The organism is Bacillus nitratireducens (assembly GCF_036320425.1).
Classification (GTDB): domain Bacteria; phylum Bacillota; class Bacilli; order Bacillales; family Bacillaceae_G; genus Bacillus_A; species Bacillus_A nitratireducens.
In genome coordinates, this window is sequence record NZ_JAUMJO010000005.1 from 307,907 (window position 1) to 328,745 (window position 20,839).

Here is a 20,839-nt window from a genome sequence, read left to right on the forward strand (position 1 = left end):
GCCGCTATTTTCAATCTTTGCCTGTGAATCGATATTTCATGTCGAACCGTTGATATATTGTAAGTTATGATAGATATATTCGAAAAAATCATTGATATAATTTTCTCTACTCGTGTTTACTAAGGAAAAATAAAAAGGATATCACTTAGTCGGAAAATTCTACTAGGTGATACCCTTTTTTGCAATTAGGATCGTGTTTGCTTTAATATCGCTTGTACATATGGATCCTGTAATATTTGTTCTATAAGCGGTAGCATTCCTTGCTCGAATGGAATATCAATAGGAAATGGCTTTTGAGAGCCTGGCTTTATTCCATATTGTACGATTTTGTAATGTGTATTTTCTTCAGACTTGAGCACAATTAATTTATAGCGATTGTCATCATTTGCGAGTGAGAAGTCAATTGCGATAGCATCATATGTTATATCATCTTTATATATGTACGGTTTTGGTGTACCGACCCAGTCTACCTTAGCTTGTAAATTCATGGACGTCACCTCCTTATATATATTATATAAAAAATAAAAGCCAGCTCTCAACAAAGAGAACCGGCTGTAATTTAGCAGTCATTGGTTATTTTAAAATTTTCACTTTAACAGTTTTGCGTCCCCATTTTTGGGCAGCGCTATCTGATCCAAGTAGAATGTCGATACGGTTACCTTTAATTGCACCGCCAGTATCTCCAGCGATAGCTTCTCCATAACCTTCAACCCATACTTTAGATCCTAATGGGATTACTTTCGGGTCAACAGCGATCATTTTCATGTTTGGATTCGCAGTTAAATCATGACCCATAGCAGTTAATACACGGCCGCCATATGTGCCACCGTTTTCACTCGGATGAGCTGTATATGCTGTAGCTACAACTGTTAACTCACGACCACCAGATGGTTCGCTAGTTTCAGCAGCTTTCACAGCAGGCTTAGTAGCCGTTTTTACTGGTGCAGGTGCTGCAGCTTTAGCAGGAGCAGGCGTTTCTTGTTTCTCAATAACAGGTGCTGTACCTGTTAAGAAAGGAACATGAACGTAAGCTGTTTTCCCGTTATATTCAAATTGTAACCACTCATTTTGTACTTGGTTCGTTGTTTCGATCATATCATCTTTCTTAAGCGTTCCAAGAATTTCTGAGTTTGTGTTCGCTTCAGCACGTACATTTAATACGTTAGCTGTTACATAGTAAGAGTTCTTTGTAAACTCTGTACTTACGAATGCGTCTTTACCATCTAATTTGATTTGTGACCATCCGTTTTCTGTATTTAGAACATCTAATTTATGACCATTCTGTAATTTACCGACAACTTTTGATTCAGTAGTAGGGTTTTCTCGTACGTTTAGTACGTCTGTTTTTACAACAGTTTCTGCATTAGCAGATGCGGTGAAAATCCCAAGACCAAAAACTGCTGCTGTTGCTATACCAATTAATTTTTTCATGATAGCCTCCATTGCGTTTGTTTTCGTGTCCTCATTATAGCAACAGATTTTTTCGGATTTGGGGAAAACACACAATTACAAACCATTCGTAATAAGTCGTTAACACTTTGTAATATAGCTAGAATGAGAGGAAAGCGTTTTTCATTCTATATAATTAGTAGGTTTCTAGTTATATTCAAAATATTTAATACAACATATTTTTTCGGCGTAAATAAAAATGTTACAAAGTTGTTACAGAATGATTACTATACAGTTACATTCCTTGAGTATTTTACCGTTTTATGGGTAATATAGTTATATAAACATAAACATCTCGTTTGTGAAGTTATAAACACGCGCTATATACTAGCAAAAAACCGCATAATTGTTACAAGAAGAAAGGGTTGTAAAGAATAAATCTGCCCTTTTTTAAAACTGTAACACATCCTTTTTTGGGAAAATCTCTTCCCATCCGCATTTTTCTCACACAATTTGACAGTAGGATTCCAATCTCGTAGCTCTTGCAGAGTGAAAAGGTTGTACGGAAGGTAAGGCTGTCCATAAGAACTCTAATTGGTGAAGGCAAAACTAAGAGAGCCGAAAGAAAATCATCACAAAAAACTATGGTTTTCTATCCGATTTAACATATCGGAATTTATGTTATTTACAAGAAATGAAACATACGAAGGGGGATTTGATGAGGAAACTGACGAAAACATTTATTGTCTCATTAACATTATGTATTGCATTTACACTTTGGGGGATTATTCCCGAATCTATTATTGGAAAAGGTAGCTTAGGAAATGTAACGACTGCAATTCAAGCTGCGTTAGTTAGTAAGTTTGGATGGTTCTATATTATTTCCGTTTCTATTTTCTTAGGAATTGCTATTTTCTTAATTGTTTCTAAGTACGGTTCGATTCGTTTAGGTAAAGATGATGATGAACCTGATTATAGTTATATGACATGGTTTGCTATGTTATTTAGTGCCGGCATGGGAATCGGTTTGGTTTTCTGGGGCGTTGCAGAACCGTTGAATCATTTATACACACCTCCGTTTGGAGAGGGTGCGACTGAAGAGAGTGCACGTCTTGCACTTCGTTTCTCATTTTTCCATTGGGGATTACATCCGTGGGGATTATATGCACTTGTAGCATTATGTATTGCGTATTTTACATTTAGAAAAGGAAGAGCGAGTACAATTAGTGCGACAGTGGGTCCACTATTTAAAGGCGGTGAACATGGCCGTATTGCACATACGTTTGATGTTCTAGCTGTATTTGCGACAGTATTTGGTGTGGCAACATCATTAGGACTTGGGGCGAAGCAAATTGCAGGTGGTGTTAGTTATTTAACATCCATTCCGAACTCATTACCGACACAGCTAGTAATCATAGGAATCGTAACTGTTCTTTATATGTTATCTGCACAAACAGGGCTCGATAAAGGAATTAAATATTTAAGTAATGCGAATATTATTTTAGCGTTTGCACTTATGATAATTGTATTATTTGCAGGTCCAACAAACTTTATTATGAATTACTTTACTTCAACAATTGGTTCATACATTCAAGAATTGCCAAGTATGAGTTTCCGTTTAAGTCCATTAAATGAAGGCGGAAATCAATGGATTCAGTCATGGACAATTTTCTACTGGGCATGGTGGATTGCATGGTCACCATTCGTAGGTACGTTTATTGCTCGTGTGTCACGCGGACGTACAATTCGTGAGTTTGTAGTTGGTGTGTTACTTGTACCAACAGTAATCGGTGCACTCTGGTTCTCAGTTTTCGGAGGAACGGGTATTCATATGGAGCTATTTGATGGTGCGAATATATATGGACAAATTAAAGAGATGGGCACAGAAGTAGGATTGTTTGCTATGTTAGACCAAATGGGTAGTATGGGACCGGCTTTATGTGTGTTAGCTATTCTACTTATTTCAACATTCTTTATTACATCAGCAGACTCTGCTACGTTCGTTCTAGCGATGTTAACGACACATGGTAGTTTAAACCCACCAAATCGCATTAAAATGGTTTGGGGCATTGTTCTAGCGGCATTAGCTTCGATCTTATTGTATGTTGGTGGATTAGAGGCGCTGCAAACTGCGTCGATTATTGCGGCATTCCCATTTGTATTTGTTATTTTCTTTATGATTGCAGCACTATTTAAAGAGTTGCAAAAAGAAGGGCGTATGAAGCAACATAAATAATAGAAGGAAAGGGGCTGATTTTATATTAGCTCCTTTTTAATGCACCTATTAGGAAAAGGGTGATATCAGCAGTTCGAAAAGGAAAATCGATATGTTTCGACAATATTCGATATTATGCAAATTATGTTCATATTTTTGACAAAAATATGTCGGAAATGTGTTGTCACTTTTATGTATATGTGCTATATTATTTCCTGTAAGCGATTTCAAATAGTTTTAAATCGCATTCAAGGGGGACATCTAGAATAATGAAACGTTACGAAAGAAAGTGGAAGCATATTTGTTTGAAACGTGTGGCACATCGCAATGTCCAAGAAAGCACGGAACCTAAGACTGAAACGCGCAAAGAGCAGCAAGAAAAGCAACGGGTTCTACAAAAATAGCAATCACTTTTTCGTATATAAATGAAGGTCGATCGTTCGTTGGGGGATGGACGTGAAATTACTTTCAGCTAAGGGGTATTGTCTGATATATAGTATTACGGTAAAAAATAAGCACAGAGCTTACGGCGCTCTGTGCTTATTTTTTATTCCGTAAAAGCCCGATTGATGAGGGCTAATAATCAGTAGGAAATGAATAACCCCCACTGATTAAAGTTTCACTTTATTTTTCCTTTTTAAATCGTACTGTTTTATCCCAGCCAATTACTTGTTTCTTGCTCTTTGCACGTAAGTAAAGAATGAGACTGCGAATGAACAAATACGTAAAGAGCTGTGCGTACGTAAAGTACATAATGACGCTTATGAAAATGTTGATTGGTGTAAAGGTTCGTTCGACGCTCTGGGCACTAAATAATTGAGAAACATATGTAATATATGCGACATACCACATAAATAGTAATGGAATGCTGTATTGAATTTGGAATATCCCGAGCAGTCCAATTACAAACCAAACGTTTGAAATAATTAAGAATAGCCAAAATACGACATATACTAAAACTTGCTGTAAGGAATGGACGAGTAGTTTTCCTTTAAAGAAGCTTAGCGAAGAAAACATTTTTTCTAAAATATATAAGTTTCCTTGAAGCCAACGTGTACGCTGTTTAATAAGAATTTTTAAATGTTCAGGTTCTTGTTCCCATGTAATCGATTCCGGGACGATTGGTAAGAGATAGCCTTTTTGGGTAATTCTCAATGTTAATTCGGCATCCTCTGCAATTGCATAAGGATCATAGCCGCCAAGTTCTTCTAATGCGGAACGACGAAGAAGCATGTTTGTTCCGGTCAGTGAGCCTGTTTGGAATAATAGCCAGCGTCCAGATTGCATAAGGAGCTGGAAAATCTGAAATTCTAATGAAATCATTCGTGTAAGCCAATTTCTCTTTTCATTTACTGTACGAACGTGTCCAACTGCTCCAACGGCATTCTGGATGGTTTCAGCATGTTCTACGAGCATTCGCAGTGCATGTGGTTCAGGTTGATTATCTGCATCGTAAACACAGAAGTATTCACCATCTGAAATGCTAAGACCGTAGTTTAATACACGCGATTTTCCTTTCGGTTCGCCAGGTGGTACACGAATGTGATGAATATGAGCATAAGCTTTGTCGAAATCATCGCCAATTTCAGGTGTTTCATCTTGAGAGTTATCGTTTAATAAATAAACGTTTAATTTGCCCGGGTATTCAATCTTTGCCATCGCTTCTAATGTATCTTTAATAACGACACCCTCATTATGGGCAGGTATTAAAATATCTACACTTGGATAATGTTCTAGCGTACGATCTTTTCGTTTACTATTTCGATGAATTAAGCCCGCGAGTGTTAAGAGAGAGTAGTAAACGAGTAGGCCTGAGAATAGAAAGGCAGTAAAAATAAGTACATATTTGATTGAAAATGTGATGCTAATCCAAAATACGAGTACGCAGAACAGAAGGAATAAAAGGAGTATAACGAGTGTCATCATAATAATGTCTGTCCTTTTGTGTTGATTTGTTCTCGTTTTATTTTAATGTCTTGAATTGCTTCAGCAGCAAGCCATTGCTCCATTTTTGGTTGTAGGCGGTTCATTACAAGATTAGCGCCTGCATCATTTGTGTTTTGCAGTAGAATGACCAGTGTATTGCTATTGTATTCAGCGGCAAGGTCAAAGTTAGCTCTTACTGTATCAACTAATAATGAAGCTACACGATCCATGACACTTTCCTTCGTATATTTACTAAAGGAAGTGAAATCAAAGAAAATAATAATGCCTGTTTCATTGCGACGATTCATCGCAGTCTTTAATAATGCTTGTCGTCTTTCGAATTCTTGTCTTGTTAATAATTTGGATTCTCCAATGTATTGCTCAAGCACCCGCACTCGTTCAGTTAGCTCTCTATTTTTAAGGATAACCTTTTTTAATAAGTGGGTTGAAATATAAACAAGGAAGAAGTTAGCTACCATCAGGAAGTGGGTAATGATATATTCCCATTGATCTGATGTACTCCATAAGTGAAGCCACGCTTCATAAAATAAATAGAATACTGAAATAATGGTTCCCAGTATAAAGAAAATAAATGCTGTTTTATCAGCTAAAAATAGGAATAGTACATTTATGATGACATATATAATTGTAAATATGAGCGCGCGCTCATATTTCGTCACATGTACAGTAGTAAAATAAAATAAAATTTGTAAAATCCACATAGAAAGGACTTTATAGGATTTATCTTTCACGAAACGTTCCTCCTTAAAGATAATTCATGCAGGATATTTGTAGTATGCACAATTATTATTAAATGGACCGTGTAGCTGGAATTCTTTTTTAGCCTACGACATCAAATAGTATCCCTTTTTTTGCAAGAAAAAATAAACAGACATACGAATTATTGTAATATATCATCTGGATATCTATATATATGGTTTTTAGTATATACGAAAATTATATTTATAGTATACAAAAAAGTCTCCTCTTTAAAAGAGGAGACTTTATATTAAATTATAGGAACATCATACCTGCAACTGCTGCGTTTAAGAAGTTCGCTAGTGTACCAGCGATAACTGCTTTAATCCCTAATTGTGCAATTTGTTTACGGCGAGTAGGAGCTAATGTTCCTGTTACACCTAATTGAATTGCGATAGAAGAGAAGTTTGCAAAACCACAGATTGCGAATGTTAAAATCAGATTTGTTTTTGCAGAGAACTCTGCCATGTGAGGACCTAAGTTTGCGTATGCAACGAATTCGTTGATTGCAAGTTTTTGACCGATAAAGCTTGCTGCTTGTATAGCTTCACCCGGTGAAACCCCGATTAAGATTGCAAATGGTGATAGTAAGTAACCGAAGATTAAATCAAGGCTAAGTTTAATATCGAACCAAGAACCGACCCATCCTAATAAGCCATTTAATAAAGCGATTAATGCGATGAAAGCCATTAACATTGCTGCTACGTTAATAACAAGTTGCATACCTTCAGATGCACCACGTGCAGCTGCATCGATAACGTTTGCATCTTCACGTTCTGTAGAAAGTTCAACGTTATTATCTACTTTTTCTGTTTCTGGCATAATTAGTTTTGCAATTAATAAACTTGATGGAGCTGCCATAATTGCTGCTGCTAATAAGTGTTCTAACGGAATTCCCATTGCTGCATAGCCGACAAGAACTGATCCGGCAACAGCTGTCATACCACTTACCATAATAGTGAAGAATTCACTGTTAGTTAAACGTGCTAAGTATGGTTTAATTAAAATTGGTGCCTCAGTTTGTCCTAAAAATACAGTTGTTACTGAGTTTAAACTTTCTGCTTTCGAAGTTCCAAGAAGTTTACTTAATGCGCCACCAACAATACTAACAAATTTCTGCATAATACCGAAATGATATAAGATTGCAACTAATGAACTAATAAATACAATTGGAAGTAGTGCTTGAATAACGAAGATAAATCCCCAAGGTCCTTTTGCGTTGACTAAATCCCCAGCAACGAACCTAATTCCCTCGTAAGAAAAATTAATTAATCCTTGAACACCGTCAGCAGCGTGTTTTAAAACTGCTTTTCCAGCATCCCATCGTAATACGATAAATGAAAATGACATTTGTAATGCTAGCGCGATTAAAATTGTGCGCCAATTAATAGCTTTGCGGTTGGAAGATAATAAGAAAGCGATTGCTAATACTCCAATCACGCCGCCAATTCCCCATAAAACATTCATGCAGTGTATGCTCCTTCCTCATAGTAAAAAAGTGTATAAACCAGTTGTCTATACTTTTGCGAATATAACATCTTAAGTAACTTATCATAATGGACATCGGAGGTCAAACGTCTAACGAAAAGTTTAAATAAAAAGAAAATTCTTTGAAAAAACACATATAAAATGAATTGACATGAAATAGGTTATGTTTTTTGTGGAAATATATACATTGTGATAACGTTTTGGACAATTTTTATAGAATATAGTGTATAAAATAGGGAAATGAACGCATAATTTTTGCGTAGAGAGAATGAAAGGGGATTACTATATTGAGCCCTTTAAAAAAGAGCCTTCTAGTAAACTAGAAGGCTCTGAAACTATCACTTAAGGTGCTTTTGTATACCCTAAGAAATGGCTTTTCCAATAAGAGTTGTTTAATGAAACGATTGCTACACCTTTATCTCCAGCTTGGATAAACGATCCACCTCCAAGGTAAATACCCATGTGAGAAGGACCTGCTTTATAAGTATTTTGGAAATAAATTAAGTCGCCTGGCTGTGGACTTGAAGTTTTTGGTAAGCTACTCCAATATCCTGCAACACTTTGGCGGCTAATGTTATGGCCAAATTTCTTAAATACGTGGTAGATGTAACCACTGCAGTCGACACCATTAGCAGAAGAACCGCCCCAAACGTATGGCACGCCTTGCATAGATTTCGCGTATGCAAGTATAGAAGAACTGTCACCGCTATTATTGCTTGTATTGTTATTGTTGTTGTTTTGATTTTCATTAGGCTTATTATCTACTGCGCCCCCAACTGGTGTTTTAGATAGGAAACGTGTTCCGATGTAACCAGTTTGACCATTGTAGTTAATTTTGCTCCATCCAGAGTTTTCAGAGATTACTTGAACCTTCTGTCCTTGTGGAAGTGCGCCTATGATTCTATAATTTGTACCTTCGCCGCTACGTACGTTTAGTGCAGAAGCATTAATGTAGTAGTCGCCAATTGCACCTTGGTTAGGTTGCTCAGGTTGTTCAGGAGTAGTAGTGCCACCTTTAACGAATTTTACGAATTCGCTGCTAACGTAGCCTGTTTTTCCCTGATAATTAACTTTAAACCAGCTACCTTCAGATCCAACTACGTTTAATTTCGTACCATTTAATACGCCACCAATTACGCTATGGTAAGTAGCAGGGCCCGTACGAACACGTAGTGATGTTGCGTTAACGACGTAAGTGCCACCAGTTTGAACAGTTACATTATTGTTTTGTTCCTGGTTGTTACCTTGCGTGGTGTTTTCGTTAGAACCGCCTTTTGTTACGTAGTCTTTACTTAAGTAAGCTGTTTGTCCTGCATAATTGATTTTGAACCAATCTTGAACTTCGCCTACAACTTGTACGACTTGTCCTTTTTTCACAGAACCTATAGTTGTATGAGAAGTGCTAGGACCTGTACGAACGCGAAGGGAAGATACGTTGACTGTATAGTTTCCACTTGCTGGCTTTACAGTATTATTCGTATTGTTGTTTGAAGAACCTGCATTAGAAGAAACACCAGATACGAATTCGCCACTTACATAGCCAACTTTTCCATTATGGTTGATTTTCACCCAACCATTTTCTTGACCAATTACGTTTAATGTTTGTCCTTCATATACACGTCCTGAAACAGAACTAGAAGTGTTAGGAGCGGTACGTACACGTAATACATCAGCAGTAACTTTATTGTTTCCACCTGTACTTACATTGTTATTTGTTTTTTCCCCATTTTTTGATACAAATTCACCACTCACATAACCTGTTTTCCCATTATGGTTAATTTTGAACCAACCATTTTCTTCTCCAATTACGTTTAATGTTTGACCATTATAAACGCGAGAGATGATGTCGTGAGAAGTACTTGATCCTGCACGAACATGTAGCACGCTAGCATTCACCGTATAAGATGAACTGTTTGATGTGGAAGCTTGGACAGTTTGTGTAGCAGCTTTTTGTTTATTTTGTTCCGGGGCAGCTTGAACGCTATCAAGTGTAGGTGCTGCTCCTCCTGCTACAGACACTGCCGCAAGACCGGCAAGGTATTTTTTCATAATTTGTCGATTCCTTTCTGTCTGTAATGTAGTGAAGAAATATTTACCAACTGTTAAAAATTCTAAAGAGCATGTCGATTACTGTCAAGACTTATGCGGGAATCTGAATATGACAAAAAGATTACAAGAAAAAATCAAGGTATAAATCTACACCTTGATTTTTATTTAAATACATATGTTGGATGTAGAGAGAATAGAAATTATTCGTGTTTAAGAAGATGACATGTTGGATTGTAACAAGCTTTGAGAAAAGGATTTTTGTAGCATTTTTGTGATAGGGCCAACTTGACCATCTTGAATTGCAGTTCCATCAAGGTGGGTCATCGGTAAAATTTCAATAGTCGTTCCCGTAAAGAAGCATTCATCTGCTTGATAAACATCGCGAATGCTGAACAGTTCTTCTTGTACAGGAATGCGAAGGGTTTTCGCTAAGGAAAGGACATATTGACGAATAATGCCATTTAAAATAAGGTGATTGGCTGGATGTGTGTAAAGAGTTCCATTTTTTATGAGAAAGAAATTAGAACAGCTCCCCTCAGTTACAGTACCGTTTCGTACGAAAAGAGCTTCTTTACAACCTTTGCGTTCAGCTTTTGTAGCAGCTAATACATTGGGTAATAAATTTAAAGATTTGATATCACAGCGTAGCCAGCGCGTATCTGGTTCTGATATAGCACGTACACCATATTCAATCCATAAAGCTGGTCTTTCCTTCTTTGTAATATAGGCATAGATTGTCGGAGGGACGTCATATGAGAATGCATGGGTACGAGCTTGTACACCACGAGATACTTGCAAATAAATAGTACCATCTTCGTGAAAATTATTACTTTCAATTAGTTTGTAAAGTAGGATAATAAGCTCTGCTTTTGAGAAAGGAAGTGATAATTCTATTTCTTCCATGGAGCGATATAACCTTGTGATATGCGGATCTAATAAGTGAAAGTTCCCTTTATATAGGCGAATAACCTCATAGACACCATCTCCAAACTGCAAGCCTCTTTCTTCAAGTTCTATGTACGCGCTATGTTTCGTTGTATCAATAACTGCATCATTCCATAGTACAAATTTTTCGTATGCCAATTTTCGTCCCATCCTTTCGTTAGTACATGAATAAAAAGCACTCTAGTTATTTTTATGTGAGCAATTCTCTTCATATGACGTATATGTATTTGAAAATTATAGAGAAGTAGTGGTGATTTATAGCATTTTGTATATACAAATTCGAAAATGAGAAATAAGAATCCTGCTTTTTGAAATAAAAAAAGCAACATTCGTATTGAATGCTGCACAAGGAGGGTAGCTATCTTTCGTAGGGACATCGTCTTATTAAAAGTTTTAGTAAGACAATTATAAGAAAGTTGAAAACAAATGGTGCACATATTTCTCTAAGGGATCTTATCACAGATGAGAGATAAGAAATATGTGAAACCTCGTTTACATATTTTATTATAAAGATACTTCATTAATGCAGTGTAAATATTCGGTGAAGGTTATGTAATTTTAAAGTTAATGAATAGGAGAGAAAGGATAGTAGAAAATAAAAAAAGAGGCTGAGATTACTCAGCGCTCTTCTTTTCTTCTTTAATAGCTGTTTTTACTTCACCAGTTTTGATCTTGTTACTTTCAGAGAAGCGAAGTAAGTCACCTTCAATGATTTTGTCAGACATGTTCAATTCATTTTGGGCACGATCAATAAGTGGTTGAGATTCTTCTTTCGGTAATTGTACAACTTCGCCAGTAGTACGGTCGTAGAATGTACTGTTCGTGTACATGTACTTATCTGTAACGAAGCTACCGTCACGAAGAACAACGAATCCTTTATTATCAGGTGAGAATACATCATGACCGAATTGAATTTGATTCGTAGAATCTACACCAAGTAAGTTTAGAATTGTTGGTTTAATGTCAATTTCACCAGTTGGTTTTGAAATTGTTTTACCTTCTTTTTGACCTGGAACGTGAATAAACATCGGTGTTTTTTGTAAGTTCATATGGTCAAATGTAGTGATTTCTTCTTTTCCTAAGAACTGTGCCATTGCACGGTTATGGTTTTCAGAAATACCATAGTGATCACCGTAGAATACGATCACAGAGTTGTCGTAGATGCCTTCAGCTTTTAGACGCTCAATAAAGTGTTTCATTGCTTCGTCTAAATAGCGAGCAGTTACCATGTAACGGTCAAATACGCCATCACCAGAATTGTATTCATCGATTAATTTCGTACTGTCATCATAAGTGAATGGGTAATGGTTTGTTAAAGTAAGGAAGCGAGTATAGAACGGTTGCTTCACTTCTTTTAACATATCGACAGACTGATCAAAGTATTCGATATCTTTTAGTCCCCAGTTTAGTTTTGTTTCTGGCGTAATTTTGTAGTCAAGTTCGTTGTAGTAACGATCATAACCAAGTGCCGGATACATAATATTACGGTTCCAGAATGTTGCGTTGTTTGCGTGGAATACCGATGTGTGGTACCCCTGCTGACGTAAAATTTCTGGAGTTGCTGTGTATTCGTTGTTACCGTGTGTGAAGAATACAGCACCACGGTCTAGTGGATACATTGAAGTATCTACTAAGAATTCAGCATCAGATGTTTTTCCTTGCCCAGTTTGATGGAAGAAGTTATCAAAGTAATAACTTTCTTTCGTAAATTGGTTTAAGAATGGTGTAACTTCTTGTCCGTTAACTGTTGCACCAATTAAGAATGTTTGTAATGACTCAAGAGAGACAACGATTACGTTTTTCCCTTTTGCAGTACCGAACATATTTGGATCTGGTTTACTTTGTGTTGTTTTTACATAGTTTTCTGTTTCTTGTAACTTACTACCGTCGGCAAATGCTTTTTGCGAACTTGATTTTGCTTGTAAGCCAAGATCGTATGCTTGGTGTACATATAATCCTAAGTTTTTAACAAGCATAACGCGGTCGAATGAACGTGTTAATAGTTCTGGACGCTCAGCTTCTGCAAATCCTAGGTTTACGAAGAAAATAGCAATTGTTGACACGAAGTATAGGGAACGCATCGGACGTGCTACACGCTCTGTCGGTGCAAAATTTTTCTTCTTCTTCAATAAAATGAAGAATACAATAATATCCGCAAATGCAAGGATGATTTTGTAGTTAAATAATTCTTTCACACTAGAACCTAAACTTCCGAAATTAGACGTTTGTCCTAGTACTGGTAAAGTAACGAAGTCATTGTAGAATCCGTAGAACATTACGTTACCAACAAGAATGAACGTTAAGATAAAGTTAATTCCAAGTGCTATATAGTTACGTTTTTTTCCTTTTGCAAATAATGCAAGTCCCACAAACAGTAATGATGCTGCTAATGGACTAATGAATAAAATGAATTCTTGCATGAAAGATTCAAGTTTTAAATCAAAGCTAGTGCGTGTAATGATGTAGGTTTTTAGCCATACGGCCAAAGCTACGAATAAAGTGAAACGCACATTTTGAAATTGTGATTTCAAGGTTTCTTTCATTCATTTCCACCCTTTCTCTATCAGGCTTGGTCGATTTTGGAGCGAAAAATGTTAAAATAAAAAATACATAGTTTCTTTTGCCATAATTAGAGCTTCTATATTCACCCATATACGACTTTAACTATGCATACCCTTTTTTGGTTTCTTTTGCTGCTCATAAGCATAACGTCATTTCTGTATTATACAACAAAATTCATTTCTGAGAAACACTATAACATTTTACATTTTTTGTATGTGATTTGTCACCACCAGAGAAAACTTTAACATTCGTTTATATGCCCGTCAACTAGAAAATATAACAAAAATAGAAAAGAATGTTAAGTGAAATTGAAAGTTTTTTGGTTGAGAAATATGGAATAGAAAATTTAAAACCGGTATCTAGAAAACTATTATATGAAGGAAAATATAGAAAAAATAACGAACACTTGTTCTTTTTGGCTTTGTTTGTTACAATTAAATTTCATTGGTAGATTATGTGTAATTTTGATGAACTTTTACTGATAACATATTGTAGCTTATTTTTTTTGAAAAATAGGGAGGCTTTTGAATGAAACAAAAATTTTCAGTTGAAGCGTTTTGGAAAAAAGTAAAACATGTTGCGAAGCAGGCAGGGCAATCGGTAATTTATGCGAGTTTATTGTTGTTTTACGTTTTGCAAAGACCTGATGTTCCAAAACGAGTGAAAATTATTGTAATTGGAGCACTTGCTTATTTCATTGCACCGATCGATGCCATTCCAGATTTCATTGCTGGAGTTGGTTATACGGATGATTTAGGGGCGTTAACGGCTGCATTATTACAAGCGTCGTTATACGTTAATGAAGATGTGAAAGATAAGGCACGAGTGAAGTTGGCAGAATGGTTTGGTTCGGATATAGACACATCATTTATCGATCAGAAATTAGATCAATAGGTGAGAACTGTCATAGAGTGGCAGGGCGAACGTAAGCGAGGAAGTGCATTATGCCATCAGGAAGAACGCATACGAAAATAAACTTAATATCCCTTCCGGTTGTTTTGTTTATGCTCTTTTCGTATGGATTAACAAGCTTTGATTTTTTATTAACTTTTGCAATTGGCTTTTTAATAGGTACTTCATTTTTAACGCCGGATTTAGATACGTATAGTAATGCCTATAATAAATGGGGATTCCTGCGTATATTTTGGTATCCATATAAGAAGGTCATGCCGCATCGCTCCTTCTTTACACATACAATTATACTGGGTGATGTGATTCGTATCGCATACATGTTAATCGTATTTTCTCCGTTTTTATTCCTATTAAATGTAATCGCACTCGATGGGAATTTAATAGAAATTGCGAAGAAACATGAGGTTGAAATTGTAACTTTTGTAATGGGCATTGTAGTGGCGAGTACGCTCCACATTATAGCGGATAAAGTGAATACACGCCGCAAGAAAATGATGAGAAAAAAGAAGAAACGCAGAAGATAAAGAAACCGTCCCAAAAGGTATTTTGGGACGGTTTTTTCTTATTAATAGGTAGGTTATGCTTGTCGCATTTTATAGTTAAGCTTTCAGTACTTTAATACCTTTTACGATATTCCAAATGAAGTAGTATAAGCTAACGATTCCGCAAATACATAGAACAATCATTGCTCCGATTCCAAGTGTTACATCTGGCTGATCAGATCCGATGCCCATAATTCCTAAAATAACTAATCCAATAAATGAAGCGGTGCTTGGAATGATATGTGTCCATAGGGCACGCTTTGCATGTGGTTTTGTTTCAGAATCGCCTACAATCCACACGATAATAGGGAATAAGATAGGCGCGAATAGTACGCTAAAGTATGATAAAGCTGCTAATATTTTGTTTCCGTTCATATATATCACCTCATAAGTAATGTCCGTTGTTTATACCTTTAGTATGTAGTAAATTTGGCGAGCTTCCTATCGATTAACATTACAAGAATGTGACTCTTTTGTAAGATTTCTATTTTAAATAATAAAATTTTCAAAAAAATCTTTTTAAATGAAAATTGTTGTGATAAAATTAATGAAAACGTTTTCTCGAACGTTTTTTTATTTTAGGTTTAAAGGTATGATGACCTGATAGTCTATTGATGGGGTTATGTTTATTTAAAAGGGGATTATTGAGGGGGAGAGAACAATGAACACATGGACACAAGTTTATGATCCGTTCGGGAACATTTGGATTTCTGCAGCGGTCGCACTTATTCCGATTATCTTTTTTTTCTTAGCTTTAGCAGTTTTCCGCATGAAGGGGTATGTGGCAGGATTTATTACAGTTGTACTTACAATTTTGGTGGCGTTATTTGCATATAAAATGCCATTCACAATGGCAATGGCAGCGACGGGATACGGTTTCTTATACGGATTATGGCCAATTGCATGGATTATTATTATGTCAGTATTTTTATATAAAATTTCTGTGAAAACAGGTCAATTTGATGTTATTCGTGCATCTGTATTATCAATTACGAATGACCATCGTTTACTTGTTATTTTAATCGGTTTTTCATTTGGAGCATTTTTAGAAGGAGCAGCAGGATTTGGTGCACCAGTAGCGATTACGGCAGCGCTTCTTGCAGGTCTTGGCTTAAATCCTTTATATGCGGCTGGTCTTTGTCTAATCGCAAATACTGCACCAGTAGCATTCGGAGCGATGGGGATTCCGATTACAGTAGCTGGACAAGTAACTGGTATTGATCCGCATAAAATCGGGCAAATGGCTGGACATCAATTACCGTTCTTATCATTATTTGTTCCGTTCTTTATCGTATTTTTAATGGATGGATTTAAAGGGGTAAGACAAACATGGCCTGCTCTATTTGTAGCGGGTAGTTCATTTGCAATTACACAGTTTATTACAGCGACATTTTTAGGACCAGAACTTCCTGATATTACGTCAGCACTTGTAAGTTTAGTGAGTTTATCTCTATTCTTAAAAGTTTGGCAGCCGAAAGAAATTTATCAATCTAAAGAAGCGAATAGTGAAGTAGCCGCGGCGACGACAACGACATCTATGCCGAAACTAACGGTAGGAAAAGTAGTAAAAGCATGGTCTCCGTTCATTATTTTGACTGTGATGGTAGTCATCTGGAGCCAGAGTTTCTTTAAAGCGTTATTCGCTCCGGGCGGCGCTTTAGAAATTCTCGTATTTAAATTTGAAGTTCCAGGCTTGCACAATTTAGTAATGAAAGCAGAGCCAATTGTAAATAAACCGACGCCTTATGAAGCAATCTTAAAATTAGATATTTTATCAGCGACGGGAACAGCAATTTTAATTGCTTGTATCATTTCTATCTTTATTTTGAAAATGAGTGCAAAAGATGCAGTAGTAACATTTAAAGAAACGTTAAACGAACTAAAAATGCCAATTCTATCTATCGGATTCGTATTAGGATTCGCATTTATCGCAAATTATTCTGGTTTATCTTCTACATTAGCGTTAGCACTTGCAGGAACTGGTGGACTATTCCCGTTCTTCTCACCATTCCTAGGCTGGATCGGTGTATTCTTAACAGGATCAGATACGTCAGCGAATGCACTGTTCTCGAATTTACAAGCAATTACAGCGCAGCAAGTCGGTGTATCTGAAGTGCTTCTCGTTGCAGCAAATACAACGGGCGGTGTAACAGGTAAAATGATTTCTCCGCAATCGATTGCGATCGCTTGTGCGGCAGTTGGTCTTGCTGGAAAAGAATCAGATTTATTCCGCTTTACAGTGAAGCATAGTTTGTTCTTCGTAATTATTGTTGGTATTATGACGTATGTTCAAGCATATTATTTAACGTGGATGATTCCATAAAGTGAAACTTTAATCAGTGGGGGTTTTGTTCATCCCCCACTGATTATTAGTTGAGCCCCACCTAACTTCTTTGTTTTCGCTGAATTTTGAGGTGGGGGTCTTACTGCCCGTTAATGCGGGATAAACAACAAAAGAAATAAACTTTGCATTTTTCAGATTATCGTGTATGATGGGAAAGTATTGAAAATTAAATCAGTGATAAACTAGGGGTGCCTAACGTATGCGTAGGCTGAGAGAGAAGCGCGTGAACTTCTTAACCCTTTGGACCTGATCTGGCTCGTACCAGCGTAGGGAAGTTAACGGCTTTACATAATTATGTCTTTATGAGCCAGGTCCTTGTTTTTTTATGGACCTGGCTCTTTTTATTTTGGCATACGCTGGCCATATCTCGTCCTTGTCACGTACAGGGGGGCAACAAAAGTTATGAAACAATCTGTTTCAGCTGAGCAAATTGAATTGAAATCGAGTTTACCAGGAAGTAAGAAAGTATATGTGGATGGACCACGTGAAGGTATGAAAGTACCGATGCGCGAGATTGCACAAAGCGAAACGAACGGTGTCCCAAATCCACCAATCCGTGTGTATGATACGAGCGGTCCTTATACGGATCCTGCGTATAAAGTGGAGCTGGAAAAGGGGATTCCAACGCCGCGTCATTCTTGGATTGTTGAGCGCAGAGATGTAGAAGGATACGAAGGACGTGAAGTGAAACCAGAGGATGACGGTGTGAAAGTGGCTTCGAAACATACACCTGTTTTCCCGCAAATGGATCGCCAGCCGCTTAGAGCAAAGCAAGGTGCAAACGTTACGCAAATGCATTATGCACGTAATGGCGTTATTACGTCTGAGATGGAATATGTTGCGATTCGTGAAGGGGTAGAGCCTGAATTTGTTCGTAAGGAAATCGCGGAAGGTCGTGCGATTTTACCAGCGAATATTAACCATCCGGAAGCAGAACCGATGATTATCGGACGTAATTTCCATGTGAAGGTAAATGCGAATATCGGAAACTCTGCCGTATCTTCTTCTATTGCAGAAGAAGTAGAGAAGATGACGTGGGCGACTCGCTGGGGTGCAGATACGATTATGGATTTATCTACAGGTAAAAACATTCATACAACACGTGAGTGGATTATTCGTAATGCTCCTGTACCAGTTGGCACTGTGCCTATTTATCAAGCGCTTGAAAAAGTAAACGGAATTGCAGAGGATTTAACGTGGGAAGTGTATCGTGATACGTTAATTGAGCAAGCGGAGCAAGGCGTTGATTACTTTACGATTCACGCTGGTGTATTACTTCGCTACATTCCAATTACTGCAAAGCGTACGACAGGTATTGTTTCGCGTGGTGGTTCGATTATGGCGCAGTGGTGTTTATTCCATCATAAAGAAAACTTCTTATATACTCATTTTGAAGAGATTTGTGAAATTATGAAGCAGTACGATGTTTCGTTCTCTCTTGGAGATGGATTACGTCCAGGTTCGATTGCAGATGCAAATGACGAAGCGCAATTCTCTGAGCTTGAAACACTTGGTGAATTGACGAAAATTGCTTGGAAACATGATGTGCAAGTTATGATTGAAGGACCTGGGCATGTACCGATGCATTTAATTAAAGAGAATATGGAGAAAGAACTTGATATTTGTCAGGGCGCGCCGTTCTATACACTTGGACCGTTAACGACAGATATTGCACCAGGTTATGACCATATTACCTCAGCGATTGGAGCTGCCATGATTGGCTGGTTTGGAACGGCGATGCTTTGTTATGTAACGCCGAAAGAACATTTAGGTTTACCGAATAAAGATGATGTTCGCGAGGGAGTTATTACGTACAAAATCGCTGCGCATGCAGCCGATCTTGCGAAAGGGCATAAAACGGCTCATCAGCGTGATGATGCACTTTCAAAAGCGCGTTTCGAATTCCGCTGGCGCGATCAATTTAATTTATCTTTAGATCCTGAACGCGCAATGGAGTATCATGATGAAACATTGCCGGCAGAAGGAGCGAAAACAGCTCATTTCTGTTCAATGTGTGGACCGAAGTTTTGTAGTATGAGAATTTCGCATGATATTCGTGAATATGCGAAAGAAAATGATTTAGAAACGACAGAAGCAATTGAAAAAGGAATGAAAGAGAAAGCGGTAGAATTTAAAGAAACTGGTAGTCATTTATACCAATAACACGTTACACCTCTTTACTTGATTGATCACACTGTAGTACCTAACTTAAATATAGAAGAAGCCCGCTTTGCTAAGACGGTAGCAAAGCGGGCTTCTGTTGTCTATAAGGTGAAGAATAGGTGTACCCAATAGTACAAGAGGAATAATGTGACGACCGTAGTGAGAGGAATAACGATGAGAGATACGCTTAAATAATCTTTCCACTTCACTTTAATTTTATTTTGTCTTAGGATATACATCCAAATGAGGGAAGCTAGCGTACCGATTGGTAATAATAGTGAACCGATGTCACTACCAATGATATTTGCGAGATAGATAGTTTTTAATGTGACTGGATCTAGGCCCATTTCTGTTAACGTAATGGTACCAATCATAAGTGCAGGGTGATTATTGAAGACGTTAGAGAGGAGGGAAACGAGTCCGCCCATTGCAAAGCTAGCATAGAGTAGATGCTGACTTACAATTGGCTCAAGCCAACTTACAAGTGCCGCTGTTAACCCTGCGTTATGAAGCCCGTAAATAATTACATACATAGAGAAAGCGAAAATTAAAATGTGCCACGGTGTCTTTTTCAAAATATCGACTGGGTTTGTTCGTAAGTAGTACCATCTCCAGATGAGAAGAACGAGTGAACCGAGTACAGCAACAATTTCGATTGGAATCGATAAGAAGGATGCAACGAATAGAAGACAGCGCATAAGGAAGACGAAGCCTAATACTTTTAACATGAATTTTGTACGTTTTTGTTTCGTATCAACAGAATTTTTTCCTTTTAACGGATGGAAGTTTTTCGTGAAGAAAATTTCTTCGATATCATATGAAGAAACAGGTAATCTTTCCGGGAGTTTTTTCTTTAAAACTGTATACATGAGCCATGACATAAATAATAAACCTAATGTTGCAGGTACAAACATCATAGCTGTATGCATATAAAGAGTCATATTAACAATATTTAATGCGATTAAGTTTACGATATTACTTACACCAATTGGTGCACTAGATGCAGTGGCGATTAAAGCGCCGCTTAATAAATAAGGGATTTGTTGATGAGGTTTTAATTTAAGGTTTCTCAGTAGTAAAATTAGGATTGGTGTTGTAATTAAAATACTACCATCGTTATTGAATAAAAGAGTCATAAGGAAACATAGTAATTGAATATACCAATATAAACGGCGACCGGATCCCTTTGCTAAATTTGCAAGTTTCGCTGCGGACCAGTGGAAGAAGCCGAAGCTTTCTAATATAACCGCCATAACGATGGTCGCTAATATTGTTATGGAGGCTCCTCCTATTTTACTAATAATATCTATGACGTCAGGTTTTGATACGAGTCCCGTAATGAGGATGATACCAGCGCCGATTGCTGCTGGCCACGCTTCATTTAAACCACGGGGTCGCCAAAAGATAACAATCATCGTTAAGAAGAATACAATAATAGTAATCCATATTTCAATGCTCATATTCTGCCTACCTTTCTATGTTTCCTTGAGAAAATGTGGCTTGTCTCAAGGTTATATTGGTAGTATATTCAGCAGGAAATAAGAG

Annotated in this window: 16 protein-coding genes and 1 riboswitch; of the genes, 6 read left to right on the forward strand and 10 right to left on the reverse strand. The window is 37.2% G+C overall.

The genetic code is table 11. From position 1 onward, the window contains the following. Window positions 1–185: 185 nt before the first annotated feature. Window positions 186–488: a DUF3910 family protein gene (locus tag Q3V31_RS20370; protein WP_044738119.1), complete on the reverse strand. Its 303-nt coding sequence runs from the start codon at window positions 486–488 to the stop codon at window positions 186–188. 85 nt (window positions 489–573) lie between these two features. Continuing rightward, window positions 574–1,431 carry a cell wall-binding protein EntA gene (locus Q3V31_RS20375; protein ID WP_090813786.1) on the reverse strand — a complete coding sequence of 286 codons (858 nt, stop codon included), beginning with the start codon at window positions 1,429–1,431 and terminating at the stop codon, window positions 574–576. A 676-nt stretch (window positions 1,432–2,107) separates the two neighbouring features. Here Q3V31_RS20375 and opuD point away from each other — a divergent pair. Next, window positions 2,108–3,625 carry a glycine betaine transporter OpuD gene (opuD, locus tag Q3V31_RS20380; protein ID WP_001230126.1) on the forward strand — a complete coding sequence of 506 codons (1,518 nt, stop codon included), beginning with the start codon at window positions 2,108–2,110 and terminating at the stop codon, window positions 3,623–3,625. A gap of 248 nt (window positions 3,626–3,873) precedes the next feature. Continuing rightward, window positions 3,874–4,008: a hypothetical protein gene (locus tag Q3V31_RS20385; protein ID WP_090813787.1), complete on the forward strand. Its 135-nt coding sequence runs from the start codon at window positions 3,874–3,876 to the stop codon at window positions 4,006–4,008. A gap of 220 nt (window positions 4,009–4,228) precedes the next feature. Here the strand turns inward: Q3V31_RS20385 and Q3V31_RS20390 are convergent, their stop codons facing one another. The 6 genes from Q3V31_RS20390 to Q3V31_RS20415 all read right to left on the reverse strand — a co-directional run bounded on the left by Q3V31_RS20390 (window position 4,229) and on the right by Q3V31_RS20415 (window position 13,314). After that, window positions 4,229–5,530: a glycosyltransferase family 2 protein gene (locus tag Q3V31_RS20390; RefSeq protein ID WP_000988777.1), complete on the reverse strand. Its 1,302-nt coding sequence runs from the start codon at window positions 5,528–5,530 to the stop codon at window positions 4,229–4,231. Then, the gene (locus Q3V31_RS20395; protein ID WP_090813788.1) at window positions 5,527–6,282 is read right to left on the reverse strand and encodes a diguanylate cyclase; all 756 of its coding nucleotides are present in this window, start codon (window positions 6,280–6,282) and stop codon (window positions 5,527–5,529) included. The genes Q3V31_RS20390 and Q3V31_RS20395 overlap by 4 nt, the downstream gene beginning before the upstream one ends. A 262-nt stretch (window positions 6,283–6,544) precedes the next feature. After that, window positions 6,545–7,756, reverse strand: a complete 1,212-nt coding sequence (locus Q3V31_RS20400; protein ID WP_001101995.1) for a NupC/NupG family nucleoside CNT transporter — start codon at window positions 7,754–7,756, stop codon at window positions 6,545–6,547. A gap of 363 nt (window positions 7,757–8,119) precedes the next feature. Then, entirely contained in the window at window positions 8,120–9,826 is a 1,707-nt protein-coding gene (locus tag Q3V31_RS20405) for a C40 family peptidase (protein ID WP_090813789.1), read from the reverse strand. Window positions 9,827–10,036: 210 nt separating this feature from the next. Beyond that, the gene (locus Q3V31_RS20410) at window positions 10,037–10,921 is read right to left on the reverse strand and encodes a D-amino-acid transaminase (protein WP_002077948.1); all 885 of its coding nucleotides are present in this window, start codon (window positions 10,919–10,921) and stop codon (window positions 10,037–10,039) included. Window positions 10,922–11,385: 464 nt separating this feature from the next. Further along, window positions 11,386–13,314: an LTA synthase family protein gene (locus tag Q3V31_RS20415; protein WP_000665337.1), complete on the reverse strand. Its 1,929-nt coding sequence runs from the start codon at window positions 13,312–13,314 to the stop codon at window positions 11,386–11,388. Window positions 13,315–13,861: 547 nt separating this feature from the next. Here Q3V31_RS20415 and Q3V31_RS20420 point away from each other — a divergent pair. Together Q3V31_RS20420 and Q3V31_RS20425 are read left to right on the forward strand one after the other, a co-directional pair. Next, window positions 13,862–14,227 (forward strand): YkvA family protein, encoded by a 366-nt coding sequence (locus tag Q3V31_RS20420; RefSeq protein WP_090813790.1) that lies wholly within the window; start codon window positions 13,862–13,864, stop codon window positions 14,225–14,227. A gap of 50 nt (window positions 14,228–14,277) precedes the next feature. After that, window positions 14,278–14,769 (forward strand): metal-binding protein, encoded by a 492-nt coding sequence (locus Q3V31_RS20425; protein ID WP_090813791.1) that lies wholly within the window; start codon window positions 14,278–14,280, stop codon window positions 14,767–14,769. A gap of 75 nt (window positions 14,770–14,844) precedes the next feature. Here the strand turns inward: Q3V31_RS20425 and Q3V31_RS20430 are convergent, their stop codons facing one another. Next, window positions 14,845–15,162: a magnetosome magnetite crystal formation protein family gene (locus tag Q3V31_RS20430; protein ID WP_329766617.1), complete on the reverse strand. Its 318-nt coding sequence runs from the start codon at window positions 15,160–15,162 to the stop codon at window positions 14,845–14,847. 286 nt (window positions 15,163–15,448) lie between these two features. Here Q3V31_RS20430 and lldP point away from each other — a divergent pair, with 286 nt between their 5' ends. Beyond that, on the forward strand, window positions 15,449–17,110 hold the full coding sequence (gene lldP / locus Q3V31_RS20435; protein WP_090813793.1) for an L-lactate permease: 1,662 nt from the start codon (window positions 15,449–15,451) through the stop codon (window positions 17,108–17,110). A gap of 195 nt (window positions 17,111–17,305) precedes the next feature. Then, window positions 17,306–17,421: riboswitch (TPP riboswitch) on the forward strand. Window positions 17,422–17,533: 112 nt separating this feature from the next. Continuing rightward, window positions 17,534–19,294, forward strand: a complete 1,761-nt coding sequence (thiC, locus tag Q3V31_RS20440; protein WP_090813794.1) for a phosphomethylpyrimidine synthase ThiC — start codon at window positions 17,534–17,536, stop codon at window positions 19,292–19,294. A 101-nt stretch (window positions 19,295–19,395) separates the two neighbouring features. Here the strand turns inward: thiC and Q3V31_RS20445 are convergent, their stop codons facing one another. After that, complete coding sequence (locus tag Q3V31_RS20445; protein WP_090813795.1) at window positions 19,396–20,754, reverse strand: arsenic transporter; 1,359 nt, start codon at window positions 20,752–20,754, stop codon at window positions 19,396–19,398. Window positions 20,755–20,839: the final 85 nt, after the last annotated feature.